Annotated in this window: 13 protein-coding genes; 8 read left to right on the forward strand and 5 right to left on the reverse strand. The window is 71.3% G+C overall.

From position 1 onward, the window contains the following. Positions 1 to 29: 29 nt before the first annotated feature. The 3 genes from IG98_RS0132305 to IG98_RS51045 all read right to left on the reverse strand — a co-directional run bounded on the left by IG98_RS0132305 (position 30) and on the right by IG98_RS51045 (position 1,258). On the reverse strand, positions 30 to 725 hold the full coding sequence (locus IG98_RS0132305) for a YidC/Oxa1 family membrane protein insertase (RefSeq protein WP_030920913.1): 696 nt from the start codon (positions 723 to 725) through the stop codon (positions 30 to 32). A gap of 102 nt (positions 726 to 827) precedes the next feature. Beyond that, positions 828 to 1,094 (reverse strand): DUF6412 domain-containing protein, encoded by a 267-nt coding sequence (locus IG98_RS0132310; protein ID WP_037971805.1) that lies wholly within the window; start codon positions 1,092 to 1,094, stop codon positions 828 to 830. Continuing rightward, the gene (locus tag IG98_RS51045) at positions 1,091 to 1,258 is read right to left on the reverse strand and encodes a hypothetical protein (RefSeq protein WP_157594633.1); all 168 of its coding nucleotides are present in this window, start codon (positions 1,256 to 1,258) and stop codon (positions 1,091 to 1,093) included. Before IG98_RS51045 ends, IG98_RS0132310 begins: the two co-directional genes overlap by 4 nt. 116 nt (positions 1,259 to 1,374) lie before the next feature. Here IG98_RS51045 and IG98_RS0132320 point away from each other — a divergent pair, with 116 nt between their 5' ends. Together IG98_RS0132320 and IG98_RS0132325 are read left to right on the forward strand one after the other, a co-directional pair. After that, positions 1,375 to 2,070 carry a response regulator transcription factor gene (locus tag IG98_RS0132320; protein WP_030920919.1) on the forward strand — a complete coding sequence of 232 codons (696 nt, stop codon included), beginning with the start codon at positions 1,375 to 1,377 and terminating at the stop codon, positions 2,068 to 2,070. After that, positions 2,067 to 3,194 (forward strand): sensor histidine kinase, encoded by a 1,128-nt coding sequence (locus IG98_RS0132325; RefSeq protein WP_030920922.1) that lies wholly within the window; start codon positions 2,067 to 2,069, stop codon positions 3,192 to 3,194. The genes IG98_RS0132320 and IG98_RS0132325 overlap by 4 nt, the downstream gene beginning before the upstream one ends. A gap of 112 nt (positions 3,195 to 3,306) precedes the next feature. On the opposite strand, the gene IG98_RS45530 is transcribed toward IG98_RS0132325, so the two are convergent. Next, positions 3,307 to 3,819, reverse strand: a complete 513-nt coding sequence (locus tag IG98_RS45530) for a hypothetical protein (RefSeq protein WP_245651814.1) — start codon at positions 3,817 to 3,819, stop codon at positions 3,307 to 3,309. A 228-nt stretch (positions 3,820 to 4,047) separates the two neighbouring features. Between IG98_RS45530 and IG98_RS0132335 the strand changes: the two genes are divergently transcribed. The 3 genes from IG98_RS0132335 (at position 4,048) to mptB (ending at position 6,855) form a co-directional block, all read left to right on the forward strand. Then, on the forward strand, positions 4,048 to 4,401 hold the full coding sequence (locus tag IG98_RS0132335; protein WP_030920928.1) for an STAS domain-containing protein: 354 nt from the start codon (positions 4,048 to 4,050) through the stop codon (positions 4,399 to 4,401). A 48-nt stretch (positions 4,402 to 4,449) separates the two neighbouring features. Beyond that, the gene (locus IG98_RS0132340; protein WP_030920931.1) at positions 4,450 to 5,130 is read left to right on the forward strand and encodes a glycosyltransferase family 2 protein; all 681 of its coding nucleotides are present in this window, start codon (positions 4,450 to 4,452) and stop codon (positions 5,128 to 5,130) included. Between the two features lie 249 nt (positions 5,131 to 5,379). Beyond that, a complete protein-coding gene (gene mptB, locus IG98_RS51050; RefSeq protein WP_030920934.1) occupies positions 5,380 to 6,855 on the forward strand; it encodes a polyprenol phosphomannose-dependent alpha 1,6 mannosyltransferase MptB in 1,476 nt (491 codons plus the stop codon). Here mptB and IG98_RS45535 read toward each other — a convergent pair. Continuing rightward, a complete protein-coding gene (locus tag IG98_RS45535) occupies positions 6,737 to 9,244 on the reverse strand; it encodes a hypothetical protein (RefSeq protein ID WP_037971809.1) in 2,508 nt (835 codons plus the stop codon). The genes mptB and IG98_RS45535 overlap by 119 nt on opposite strands. A gap of 63 nt (positions 9,245 to 9,307) precedes the next feature. Between IG98_RS45535 and IG98_RS0132355 the strand changes: the two genes are divergently transcribed. The 3 genes from IG98_RS0132355 to serS all read left to right on the forward strand — a co-directional run bounded on the left by IG98_RS0132355 (position 9,308) and on the right by serS (position 13,053). Then, positions 9,308 to 10,648 carry a glycosyltransferase 87 family protein gene (locus IG98_RS0132355; RefSeq protein WP_084195806.1) on the forward strand — a complete coding sequence of 447 codons (1,341 nt, stop codon included), beginning with the start codon at positions 9,308 to 9,310 and terminating at the stop codon, positions 10,646 to 10,648. Between the two features lie 159 nt (positions 10,649 to 10,807). Continuing rightward, positions 10,808 to 11,728, forward strand: coding sequence for a prephenate dehydratase (pheA, locus tag IG98_RS0132360; protein ID WP_030920943.1), 921 nt, complete (start codon positions 10,808 to 10,810; stop codon positions 11,726 to 11,728). Positions 11,729 to 11,790: 62 nt separating this feature from the next. Beyond that, positions 11,791 to 13,053 (forward strand): serine--tRNA ligase, encoded by a 1,263-nt coding sequence (gene serS, locus IG98_RS0132365; protein ID WP_030920946.1) that lies wholly within the window; start codon positions 11,791 to 11,793, stop codon positions 13,051 to 13,053. The last annotated feature ends 10 nt before the right edge of the window (positions 13,054 to 13,063 follow it).

A 13,063-nucleotide genomic window follows, 5' to 3' on the forward strand; every position in this document is an offset into this window, starting at 1 on the left:
CGGCGCCTCCCCCACGGCCCGGAGTGTCGTCAGCCTCCGGCGAGCGCGGGCCGGTGCAGTATCGCCCGCTCCCCGGTGGTCCAGGCCGTCGTGACGAGCAGGTAGATTCCGGCTGCGAGCGGCAGTACCGCCGCGACCAGAACGGTTCCATACGGCAGCAGGGGCAGCATCCGACGCAGCGCCGCGGGCTGGACGTCCTCGCTCATCGTGCTCCGTGTCTGGCGGGAGGCGACCCACGCCACGGCGACGAGCAGCAGGAAAAGCCCGGCGAAGACCAGGGTCGGGCCACTGAGCAGCCCGAACCCGGCCACCGTGCCGGCGAACTGCTGGCCGAGCGGCACCCCTAGGAGCCCGTGGGTCAGCAGCGCGTTGGCCTGCCCGGCGATCGTCGAGGAGACGAACGCCTGGTAGGTCACCATGAGAAACGGCAACTGCGCCACCGACGGCAGGCAGCCTGCCAGTGGTGAGGTCCTCTCCCTGGCGTAGAGGGCGGCCAGTTCCCGCTGGAGCCGCTCGGGATGGCGGCCGTGGCGTTTCTGAAGTTTCCGGACCTCCGGGGCGAGGCGGATCCTGGTCCGCTCACCCCTGGCCCGCATGACGCTGAGCGGGAGCAGCAGGAGCCGGACGAGGAGTGTGAAAACGACGATCGCGAGCGCGGTGGAGCCCAGCGGTCCCGCGAGCGCGGTGATGAGGTCGGCGGTGAACCCGATGACGGGATCGAACATGGTCGGGGCCCTTCTGACCGGAGTGGAGACGGTACAGAGGACGCCCGCGCACCGCGGGGGTTTTCGGAACGCGTGCGCGCGGCACACGGTGGTCGCGGGGGGTTACGCGGGCGCCGAGCCCGCGGAGGGTGCTCTGGGCCGGGATCTCCCGGCCGCGTCGGGGTCGCGTTGCCGGACGAACATCGTCCGCCTGGCCCGATCGCGCCGTGACAGCGGCGACCGCGCCCGCGCGCCGGAGGTGACGGGTGCCGGTCGCAGTGCCCAGGCGAGCAGGAGCACACCCAGCCCGACCACGGCGGTCGCCGTCAGGACGCCGCCGCCGTCGAACATCCAGACCGCCAGTGTCTGGACGGCGAGGAGCAGGTTCAACTCTTGGACTTGGAGACCATGGTGACCAGGGCGACGACCACGAAGGCCACGACCGCCAGCACGATCACGAACTTCAGCAGCCCGAAAAGGGCGGGCAGCACGAGCCCGAACACCACATAGAGCGCGAGCAGGGCGCCCAGGACCGCCAGCACGATACGACTCATGTGCTCCACCGTACGCTGACCGGGGGAACGGCGGGCGCCTTGATCGTAACGATCGAGTGCTTACGGACCGGTGACACGGCTTAGGGATTTCCCCTCGCGGGCCTACCGTTGGGGTCATGAGCGCGCGGATTCTGGTGGTCGACGACGATCCGATGGTGGCCGAGGTGGTGGCCCGCTACCTGGAACGTGACGGTCACGTGGTCGAGTGCGTCGGAGACGGCGCGGAGGCGCTCAGGCGCGCGCTGTCCAACCCGCCGGACCTGATGGTGCTCGACCTGATGCTCCCCAGAATGGACGGGCTCCAGGTGTGCAGGAAGCTCAGGGAGCGGTGGCCGGTTCCGGTGATCATGCTGACCGCGCTGGGCGAGGAGATGGACAGGGTCGTCGGGCTGGAGACCGGTGCCGACGACTACGTCACCAAGCCCTTCAGTCCCAGGGAGTTGGCCCTGCGCGTGCAGTCGGTGCTGCGGCGGGCGCGCGGCGCCTCGCTGCCGACCGGCACCGGGGTGCTCAGGGACGGCGATCTGACCGTCGACGTCGGGGCGCACGAGGTGCGGTTCCGAGGTGGCGAGATCATGCTGACCGCCCGCGAGTTCGATCTTCTGGCTCACCTGATGCGCAACCCCCGCCAGGCCTTCAGCCGATCCGCGCTGCTCAACCAGGTCTGGGGCTGGTCCTTCGGCGACTCCTCCACGGTGACCGTCCACGTCCGCCGCCTCCGCGAGAAGATCGAGCCGGATCCGACCGTTCCCCGGCGCATCGTCACGGTGTGGGGCGTCGGCTACCGCTACGAGCCGCTGGTGGAGCCGTGATCCCCGAGATTCTGCTGATCGTCGCGGTCACCGCCGGCCTCGGCCTGTTGGTCGCGCTCGCCGGGCTGGGGGCGATGTGGCTGCTGCGCGAGCGGTCGATCGGCGCGATGCTCGGGGTGGTCGTCGTGGTGACCGTGCTGGCGACGGTGGGCGGCGTGGTCGCCATCACCCTGAAAATGATCATTGAGGGTACGCCGAGGGACATCGTGCTCAGCGTGGTCGTGGTGGGTGGTCTGGTCGGGCTGGGTGTCGCGACGGTGCTCGCCCGCCGGGTGGTGGCGGCCAGCCGCAGGCTCGTCGACGCCGTGCACGCGGTGCCCGCCTCGGGGGAGTTCACCCCACCCAGAGGTCTCCCCGCCGAGCTCGGCACGATCGCCGGGAGCCTGGATCAGGCCTACCGGCGACTGCGCCTGGGTCACGAGCGCGAGCGTGCCCTGGAGAGCGCGCGCCGTGAGCTCGTCGCCTGGGTCAGCCACGACCTGCGTACCCCGCTGGCGGGCATGCGGGCCATGGCGGAGGCCCTGGAGGACGGGGTGGTCGTCGATCCCGGGACCGTGGGCCGCTACCACCGGCAGATCCGTCTGGAGGTGGACCGGCTGTCGGGAATGGTCGACGACCTCTTCGAGCTGTCCAAGATCCACGCGGGGGCGCTGCGCCTGTCGCGCAACCGGATCGGCCTCGGCGACCTGGTCGCCGACGCGCTGGCCGGGGTGGAGCAGCTGGCCAGGGCCAAAGGGGTACGGCTGGCCGGTGAGGTCACCCCGGTGATCCCCGTCCAGGCCGACGCGGCCGAGCTCTCCCGGGCGCTGCGCAATCTGGTGGTCAACGCGATCAGGCACACTCCCGGCGACGGCACCGTCCTGGTCCGCGCCTCGGTCGAGGGCCAGATCGCCTGCCTGTCCGTCGCCGACTGCTGCGGCGGCATCCCGGCGGACGACCTGCCCCGCGTCTTCGACGTCGCCTTCCGCGGTGAGGCGGCCCGCACGCCCAGTGCCGACGGCGCCGGAGCGGGCCTCGGCCTGGCGATCACGCGCGGCATCGTCGAGGCCCACGAGGGAGTGATCGGCGTCGTCAACTCCGGTCCGGGGTGCCGCTTCGAGATCCGCCTGCCGATCTCCCTCTGAACGGCACCGCCCGGCCGTCGTCGCGAGGCGGTGTCGCCGGCCCTGATCCGATCGGCCCGGGTGCGGCGGGCCGCCGGTTCGGGCCGCCGGTTCGGGCCGCCGGTTCGAGCCGTCAGCCGGAGCCGTTGCCGTTGGAGGTCGGCGCGGTCGTGGCGTCGCTCTCGGGTCTCACCGAGACCATGAGGGGCGTTCGCGCGCACCTGTCGTCCTCGGCGGCATCGGTTTCGACGCGCCTGCAGGAGGTGAGCCTCCTGGTGGTGCCCAGGGACTCCACCATCGCCCGGAACGTCGGGCACGGCCAGCGCCACATGCAGCTGCGGCAGCGCAGGATCGGATGTGCCGTGTCGCTGGTGATGCCACCCGCGTCACGAGGCTGGTGCAGGTCGAGCAGCCTGACGCCGAGCGTGGCGAAGTCGAGGAGCTCTTCGCGTGCCCCTTCGAGGAAGTCGAGGTCCTCGGTCGACAGGCTGGTTCTGATCGGGACGTGTCCCTCGTGGTTCACCAGGTTCCGCAGTGAGCTCGCCGCATCGCGCCACGAGGTGGCCCTGTCGGTACGAGTGATCATGGACTCCAGGTGTTCCCGGAGCCGCTGCCGCTGGAGATCCTCGGGTAGGTCGGTGTTCATGGATACGTTCGAGCCCGTTTCCTGTAACTCAACGGCTGTCGCTGCCGTAGCGCAGCGATGATCGGGAGCGTCGGGTCTTCTCCCTTTTCCGGCCAAGCCGGTGTTGCGCAGTGTCAAGCTTCGCGCACTCCGGGTTTCCATGAGGCCGAAACGGGGGACAAAGGGCGGACGACTCGGGTTGTTCAAGAGAGCGTGACCGGTGGCTCTCGCGCCGCTAGTGTGCCCGCTGTGGAGCTAAAAGTCTCAACTCGATCTCATGCCGGTCACGCCGTTGTGACCATCATTGGCGAAATCGACCTATACACCGCACCTCGCCTGCAGGCCGAGTTCACCCGGCTGCTCGGGCAGAGCCAGGCCATGCTCGTGGTCCTCGACATGTCCGCCGTGGAGTTCTGTGACTCCACCGGCATGAACGTGCTGCTCTCCGCGCTCAAGCGGCTGCGCGAACGCGGCGGCACACTGGAGGTGGCGGCGCCCCGGCCCGCCGTACGCAAGATCCTTCAGGTCACGGGCCTAGACTCGGTCTTCGTCGTGCACGAGACCCTGCCGGAGAAGCTGATGACCTCCGAATCCCAGGGATGACCCTCTCCTCACGGCCGATGCCGGGGGTTTCCACGTTGGAGGTGTTAGATGACCGGTACGGCGGCGATCATTCCCGCCAAGAACGAGGATGATCGGATCGGGGCGACCGTGGCCGCGGCCCTGGCGCTCCCCGGCGTCGATCTCGTCGTGGTCGTCGACGACGGCTCGACCGACCAGACGGGGCGGGTGGCCAAGGCGGCCGGGGCCCACGTCGTGCGGCACAGCCACAACCGGGGCAAGGCCGCCGCGATGGAGAGCGGTGCCGAGGCCGTCCGCCTGCTCGACGACGAGGAGCCTCGGCACCTGCTGTTCCTCGACGCCGATCTGGGGGAGACCGCCCGTACCGCCGCGCCGCTGATCGAGCCGGTCGCGGCGGGCGAGGTCGACATGACGATCGCCGTCTTCACCACCCGGGTGAAGCTCGGCGGCCACGGGTTCGTCGTGAAGCTCGCCCGTGAGGGCGTCGAGCGTGCCACCGGCTGGACGCCCGTTCAGCCGCTCAACGGCCAGCGCTGCCTGACCCGGGCGGCCTTCGAGGCCGCCCGGCCACTGGCCCACGGCTTCGGTGTGGAGACCGGTCTCACGATCGATCTGCTCAGAAAGGGCTTTCGGGTACGCGAGGTCCAGGTGGAGATGGCCCACCGGGCCACCGGCACCGACTGGCGGGCCCAGCTCCATCGGGCCAAGCAGTTCCGCGACGTCGCCCGCGCCCTCCTGGTCCGCCGCTAGGCCCGGGAACGTTCACCCGGCCGAACGGCTCGTCACGGGTTCCGAGGTCTCCGCATGTTCGATGTATTTGCAGGTCAGGGGCTGTGTGAGAGACGGCGGTGCGGGTAGTCGCCGCAGGTCGGCCGAGGTCACGCGCGGAATGCGGGGACGGTACGGACCGCCGGAAGCAGGTCGTCCCCCGCTCCTCGCGACGCCGTCCGGCCTGCCGCCGCCGCACCGGGCACCGGTGGGATGTGCTGGAATCTGCGGGTGAGCTTGGAGGCGTCGGTCGGCGACAAGAGGCGGAGCCCCGTCGGCGGCATGCCGCGGCGGCTCGACATCGCCGCGTTCGGGGCCATGGGGCTCTCGGCGGCGGTCACCATCCTGATCGGGTTGCTGGGGCCCTCCGCCATGGTCCCGAGACTGCCCGGACCGTCCTGGCAGCCGCCGTACTCGCTGGACGTGCCGGTGAGCGCCCATCTGGTCATCGCCATGGGCGCCGCCGCGATCGTCCTGGGCGGGCTCGGGCTCACCGCCGCGCTCAGGTCCCGGTGGAGGCCGGAGGCGCGATGGTTGCTCATCGCGGGCTGCGCCACCGCGGGGCTGCTCGCCTTCCTGCCGCCCTCGGGCTCGGCCGACCATCTCAACTACGCCGCGTACGGCCGGCTGGTCACGCTCGGCCAGGACCCCTACGCGATCACCCCCGCCCTGCTGCCCCACGATCCGGTCACCGGCGCGGTGGAGGAGTGGGCCGGGGTGACCAGCGTCTACGGCCCGGTCGCCACCGCCGTACAGGCACTGGCGAGCCTGGTGGGCGGCGACTCGGTCCGGCTGACGGTCTTCGTGATGGCCGCGGCCAACGCCGTGGCGTTCATCGGTACGGCGCTGCTGCTGCACCGTTTCGCCAGGGGGGACGAGGAACTGCGCGGGCGAGCGGCGCTGCTCTGGGCGGCCAACCCGCTGATGATCTACCACCTGGGCGCGGGGATGCACATCGACACCCTCGCCATCGCCTGCATGGTCGCCGCGCTCACGGTTCGCGGGGCCGCCTCCGGGCTGCTGCTCGGGGTGGGCATCGGGGTCAAGCTCAACGCCGGGCTCGTCGCCCTCGGCCCGGCGTGGGAGCTGCGCCGCTCGCCGGGCAGGCTCGCCGTGGTGGCGGGGACCGCGACGGCCACCGTGGTGGCGATCTACGCCGTCGCCGGGCCGCACGTGCTCGACCAGGTGAGCGCCGCCAGCAGGAAGGTCTCCCTCGCCACGCCCTGGCAGCTCGTCAAGGTGGGGCTCCAGTCGCTCTTCGGGCCGGGCGCGTACTCGGCCTGGATCCAGATCGGCTCCCTGCTGCTGATGGTCTGCCTGGCCTGGCTGCTGCTGCGGGCACTGCCCGCGGGAACCGCGTCCGGCGACACCGCGCCCGCGGTCGCCGCGGCGATGGTGGTCGCCTGGCTGTTCGCCGCGCCGTACGCGCTGCCCTGGTACGACGGGCTGGCCTTCGCGCTGCTGGCCATGGCGTCCTGGCCCGCGCTGGAGGGCTTCATGGTCGCCAGGGTCGCCGTGCTGTCGCTGGGCTACCTACCGGCCAGGGAGGCGCTGCGACCCGAGGACCTGCTCTGGATGAAGACCCTGCTCAGGGAGCGGGTGGTGCCGTGGACGCTGCTGGCGTTGACGATCGTCCTGGCGTGCTGGGCGGCGAGAGCGCCAGGGCGCGCACGGAGGCGGCGAGCGTCAGCGGAACCGCGACCGTGAGCGCCATCGCCGGGATCGCGATGCCCGAGTCGTTCATCAGGAAGCCGATCAGCGCGCAGGCCAGCGCGCCGATCAGCCCGGCGCGCAGCGCGGGCGAGAGCGCGTAGGCCCGGCCCAGGGCCGAGGCACCCCATCGTGAGGGGCGGTCGAGCACCAGGAACAGGAACGCCAGCGCGACCAGCGTGAGCAGGGACAGTGACCAGTTGCCGACCGTGACCCCGATCATCGCGCCGAACTTGCGGCCGATGACGGTCCATGCCTCCCCGTCCAGCACCTGCTGGACGAAGGCGCCCAGGTGGGTGCGCTGGTCGGCGGGTCTGCGCCAGTCGGCGACCGCGATGGTGCCGATCAGCAGGACACCCGCCAGACCGGCCAGCCCCAGCTTGACCGGTGAGACCCGCCCACCGGCCAGCAGGATCACGAAGACGGCGACCCCCACCAGGAACGCCGGGACCCCGCCGAAGTCGGCGCCCCAGGTGGGCCAGCCGTCGGCGAACACCGCCAGCCCCCCGTACGCCACGCACACCGTGAGCGCGAGCCGGCGCCGGCCGCGTGAGATCAGCCACTGGGCCGTCCCGGCCAGGGCCAGGATCGTACCGGCGGAGTAGACGGCGAAGGCGATGTTGCCGAACCCGTAGAAGCGCCCGCCGGTCACCGGCTCGTAGCCGGTGACCGCGTTCACCTGGAGCACCGAGCCGGTCATCACGTCGGCCAGCAGCGCCGTCGAGGTGATGGCGGCGACCACGGTCAACGGGCCCAGCGGGTGCGTCCGCCATGGCCCGGCGAACGCCACCCCCGTGATCACGCAGGCGAATCCGAGGATCGTCACGATCACCGCGGCCATCGGGGCGGGCAGGCTCCACCAGGGGACGAGTTGCGCCAGGAAGGTGGAGACCGCGATCGCCCCGCTGACCACGGCGACGACCTGGACGGCGGTCAGGGCCCGGGAGCCGCCCCAGCCCCGCCGGATCGCGACGGCGGCCAGCAGGTAGAACAGGATCTGCACCGCCACGAACACCGCGAAGAACGGCCCGCGTACCTCGCGCAGTACCTGGCTCGCCAGGTCGTCGTCCGCCAGCTTCCGCACGGTCGCCGCGACCGGCTCCCCGCTCGGCTCCTGGCCCTGCCAGGCGCGGCCGACGACCCCGTTCGGGGCCCGCAGGCCCAGCAGGTCGATCGCGGTGGCGGTCAGGTCGGTGTTGGCGACCAGGCCGTCCTGGCGGGTGGAGGCGGCGGTGAGGTAGCCGCGCGGGTACGGCTCACCAGCGGGAGACGGGCCCCGGGCGATCGCCACGTGCAGGTGCGGCGCGATCGAGGTGTCGGCCAGGCCGCCGAGCAGGACCGTGGTCCCGCCGTCCGTCGTGGCGGGTGGAGTGCTGCCGGGTGTCTTCCCGGCTTCCGGAGCCGGTGTGGCCTCGGGGACCTGCGTGGTTTCGGGAGCCCGCGTGGTTTCGGAGGTCGGCGTGGAGGACGTCGCCGGGGCGGCGGCGGCCGCGCGTGGCGGGGGCAGGCGGTCGAGGACCGTGCCCACCACGCGGTCGGCTCTGGCCACGGCCTCCCGCCTGACCTGAGCGGTCATCGAGGCCGGGACGCCGTCCGGGGTGAGGCCGCCGCCGATCCAGGCCCTGGCCAGGTCGTCGGCCTCCACCACGATCAGCCCGTACGGGGACAGCTCGCCGAGTTCTTCGATGTTCGCCGCGTATTTCGCGATTTTTCCTGATGTGTCGGCGGCGGCGAGCGCGGCCCCCGGCCCGACGGCGGCGACCTTCAGGCCCGCTCCGACCGCGAGCCGGCCCAGCTGCCCGAGGACCGGCCGGTAGGCGGTGGTGGCGTTGAAAGCGGACAGCTCGTCCCAGCCGGGCACGCTCGCCCCGCCGCCGGAGGTCGCCTCCGGCGTGCGCGGCAGCGCGCAGCCCGCGCCCGGGGCACCCGCCCGCTGGCCCGCGGAGACCGTCAGCCAGCCCGCCACCGGGCAGGTGATCCCCCGATCCGGCGGTGGGACCGCCCGGGTGGACATGGAGGCGGACCCGCCCTCGCCCGCGAGCCTCCACAGGTTCGGGGTCCGCTCCGGGTCCAGGTCACTCCACTCCAGCCCCGGTACCCCGATGACCACGACCCGCTCGGGAGGCACCCTCGCCACCGAGGCGCTCGCCGTACCGGCGTCAAAGGCTCCCAGGAGCCCGCAGACCGCGGCCAGCAGCAGCGACATGGTGATCAGCACGGTCCTGGAGAACCCCGTTTTCTTTACCGAGCCGCGTCTTCCGTACCGGATGACGACTTCGGCGGGCGGGGTCCCGGTGGGCAGGGGGCGTCTGGGCCGCGTCGCGGTACCGGGCGTCCCGGTGGCGGCCGGGCGTGCGAGCCCGCGACCGCGCGGTGTCGAAGCCATCCGTTCCCCTGTCCGTATCCGTCGGGCGGCCGTTTCCCCGGCCCCACGGTAGCCTGCCTGCTCGTGAGGACTGGCGAGGTGACCACGGCCGGACGACGCACGTGGACGTGGCCGACATGGTCGAGGTGGCTACCGTGGCTGCCCGCGCTGCTGCTGGTCGCCGCGGCGGCGGCCCCGCTGGTGCTCTACTGGCTGGGCAACGTGGACGACCAGCGCCTGGTCGACCTGGATGTGTACCGTACCGGCGGGGAGGCGGTGCTGGAGGGCCGGTCCGTCTACGGGTTCGTCACCCCGGCGCCGCAGTTGCTGCCCTTCACCTACCCGCCGGTGGCCGCCCTGCTGGCCACCCCGCTGGCGGCGGTGTCATGGCCGGCGGCGCAGTGGGCGTGGACGGCACTGATCTTCCTGACCCTGGCGGTCACCGTCGGGTTCTCCTTCCGTGCCTCGCTCAACGGGACGGGCATCCGGGGCGCGACGCCGGTCCCGCCGAGTGGGCCGGGCCGGGCGGGCGGTCTGGAGAGACCGCGCGCGATGGACCGGCTGTGGGCGCCGCTGCTGTTCGCCGTCCTGATGATCGCGTGCACCTATCTGATGCCGATCAGGGACCAGGTCCGCTTCGGCCAGGTGGACATCCTGCTCGTCGCGCTCTGCCTGGCCGACTGCGTGGCCAGACGCCCGGTGTGGCCGCGCGGCATGCTGATCGGCCTGGCCACCGCGGTCAAGCTCACCCCCGGCGTCTTCCTGATCTACCTCCTCATCACCGGTTTCGGCCCCGGGGCGAGGCGGGACCAACGCGACACCTTCCTCGTCGCCGCGCTCACCGCCGCACTGCTGACCCTGCTGCCGTTCCTGGTGATCCCGGCGGACGCCGCCGACTTCTGGTTTCGCGCGCTGCTCGACCCCGAGCGGCTCGGTGCCAACGCCGCGACCACCAACCAGTCGATGCGCGGCATGCTCATCCGGCTCTACCTGCCCGACGCGCTGACCAGACTGCTCTGGGTGGCACTGGTCGCGGTGGTCGCCTGGTACGGCTTCCGCCACGCCCGCAGGGCGCTGCTCGACGGGCACCCGGTGGCCGGGGTCGCCCTGGTCGGGCTGATGGCGGTGCTGCTCTCCCCGGTCGCCTGGATCCACCACCTGGCCTGGGTGGTCGTGGTGCTCGGGGCGCTGGCCGGCGACGGGCGCGACCCGGTCAGGGTCCGGGTGGCCGCCGGGGTCTGGCTCTACTACGTGCTGCCGATCCCCTGGTGGGGAGTGACGATCAAGGCGGCGGAGATCCCGGTGCTCAGCCCCGTTCTTGGCAAGATCGTGCAGAACGGGTTCGGGCTGGGCGCGCTTTTCCTGGTCTGGCTGCTGGGGGTTTGGCTGCCCAGACGGAGAGCGACATTCCAGGCACTCCGCTGATACGGAGTGACCCGTGGTGTGAAATGACCAAGTTTGATGTGACTTGTGAAGTGAAGTGGCTTAATGCGGAGCGATCTCGGGCGGTCGTGGAGAGGACCAAGCGGTCCGAAGGTGCGATCTTGGGCGCATTTTTCGACAGCCGCCGGATAACCTGAGGTCATGCCGAAATTCGCTTACCTGGGACCGGAGGGAACCTTCACCGAAGAGGCCCTGCGTATCCTGGCGCCGAAGGCCGAGCGTCTGCCGAGCCCGAACATCACCGCGGCGCTTGAAGCGGTCCGGAGTGGCGAGGCGGACGGAGCGGTCGTCCCGCTGGAGAACTCGCTCGAAGGCGCCATCACCACGACCCTTGACGAGCTCGCCCAGGGTGAGCCGCTGCTCATCACCGCGGAACTGCTGCTCCCCGTCGAGTTCTCGCTCCTGGTGCGCCCCGGCACCGAGATGGGACACATCAAGAGGGTCTTCACCCACCCGGCGGCCATCACCCAGTGCCGCAACTTCACCGCCCGCGAGCTGCCCGACGCCGTGGTGGTCGCCGCCCCGTCGACGGCGGCGGCAGCGCAGGAGGTCGCGATCCCCGGCTCGCCGTACGACGCGGCCATCGCCGCGCGCATCGCCGGTGAGCACTACGGCCTCGTCCAGCTCGCGACCGGGATCGGCGACCGCACCGACACCGTGACCAGGTTCGTCCGGGTGACACGTCCCAGCCCGCTGCCCGAGCCGACCGGTGCCGACCGAACCTCCCTGGTGGTCTTCCTGGCCGACGACCACCCGGGCGCGCTGCTGGAGATGCTGACCGAGTTCTCCGTCCGCGGCGTCAACCTGTCCCGCATCGAGTCGCGGCCCACCGGTGACGGTATCGGCCGCTATTTCTTCCACTTCGACTTCGAGGGCCACGTCGCCGACGCCCGGGTCGGCGAGGCGATCTCCGGTCTGCACCGGATCTCCGCCAAGGTGCGCTTCCTGGGCAGCTACCCGCGCGCCGACGCCTTCGCGCCGCAGATCAAGCGCGGTACGAACAACGACGACTTCGCCGAGGCCGTCGCCTGGCTCGACAGGATCCGTACCGGCCAGAGCTGATCGTCGGCCGGTACGGAGCAAACCGGGCGCGGACGCGAGCCGTACCTCGGTAGCCTGTGACTGTGATTGACCTGCGTACCCTTCGTGAGGATCCGGACCGGCTACGGGCGTCGCAGCGTGCCCGCGGTGAGGACGACTCTGTCGTCGACACGCTGCTCGACCTTGATGAGCGCCGACGTGGCGCGCTGAGCCGTTTCGAGACGCTCCGCGCCGAGCAGAAGACCGTCGGCAAGTCGGTCTCCCGCGCCTCGGGGGAGGAGAAGGCGAGCCTGCTGGAGCGGGCCAAGGACCTCTCCTCGCAGGTCAAGTCGGCCGAGGCCGAGGCGGAGAAGCTCGCCGCCGAGCTCGATGAGCTGATCTACACGGTGCCCAACCTGGTGGAGGAGGGCGCTCCGGAGGGCGGTGAGGACGACTACGTCGTCCTGGAGGAGATCGGCGAGAAGCCGTCCTTCGACTTCGAGCCCAGAGACCACCTGGAGCTCGGCGAGTTGCTCGGCGCCATCGACATGGAGCGCGGCGCGAAGGTGTCGGGCTCGCGGTTCTTCTTCCTGCGGGGCGTCGGCGCGCGGCTTCAGCTCGGGCTGCTCAACATGGCCATGCAGCAGGCGATCGAGGCGGGCTTCGTCCCGATGATCACGCCCGTGCTGGTCAAGCCGGAGTCGATGAAGGGCACCGGTTTCCTCGGCGCCCACGCCAGCGAGGTCTACCACCTGCCCGACGACGACCTGTTCCTGGTCGGCACGAGCGAGGTGCCGATGGCGGCCTACCACGGCGACGAGATCCTGGACGGCTCCGCGCTGCCGTACCGCTACGCGGGATGGTCCTCGTGCTTCCGCCGCGAGGCCGGCTCGTACGGCAAGGACACCCGGGGCGTCATCCGGGTCCACCAGTTCGACAAGGTGGAGATGTTCTCCTATGTCCGGCCGGAGGAGGCGCACGCCGAGCACCTGCGCCTGCTCGACTGGGAGAAGGAGATGCTGGCCAAGGTCGAGCTGCCCTACCGGGTGATCGACACCGCGGCCGGAGACCTGGGTACCTCGGCCGCCCGGAAGTTCGACTGCGAGGCGTGGGTGCCGAGCCAGGGGCGCTACCGCGAGCTCACCTCGACCTCCAACTGCACCGACTTCCAGGCCCGTCGCCTCGGGGTGCGTTTCCGCGAGTCCGGTGGCAAACCCCAGCACGTGGCCACCCTGAACGGCACGCTGGCCACCACCCGCTGGATCGTCGCGATCCTGGAGAACCACCAGCAGGCCGACGGCTCCGTCGTACTGCCCAAGGCCCTGCGCCCGTACGTCGGCCTCGACGTACTCGAACCCGTCAGGTAGCCGCACGCGA

This window comes from Streptosporangium amethystogenes (assembly GCF_000721075.1).
Lineage (GTDB): Bacteria > Actinomycetota > Actinomycetes > Streptosporangiales > Streptosporangiaceae > Streptosporangium > Streptosporangium amethystogenes.

Bases quoted from the DNA above. Each gene is read 5' to 3' on its own strand.
- IG98_RS0132305 (WP_030920913.1), bottom strand. From the start codon at position 725: ATGTTCGATCCCGTCATCGGGTTCACCGCCGACCTCATCACCGCGCTC.
- IG98_RS51045 (WP_157594633.1), bottom strand. From the start codon at position 1,258: ATGAGTCGTATCGTGCTGGCGGTCCTGGGCGCCCTGCTCGCGCTCTAT.
- IG98_RS0132320 (WP_030920919.1), top strand. From the start codon at position 1,375: ATGAGCGCGCGGATTCTGGTGGTCGACGACGATCCGATGGTGGCCGAG.
- IG98_RS45530 (WP_245651814.1), bottom strand. From the start codon at position 3,819: ATGAACACCGACCTACCCGAGGATCTCCAGCGGCAGCGGCTCCGGGAA.
- IG98_RS0132340 (WP_030920931.1), top strand. From the start codon at position 4,450: ATGACCGGTACGGCGGCGATCATTCCCGCCAAGAACGAGGATGATCGG.
- IG98_RS45535 (WP_037971809.1), bottom strand. From the start codon at position 9,244: ATGGCTTCGACACCGCGCGGTCGCGGGCTCGCACGCCCGGCCGCCACC.
- pheA (WP_030920943.1), top strand. From the start codon at position 10,808: ATGCCGAAATTCGCTTACCTGGGACCGGAGGGAACCTTCACCGAAGAG.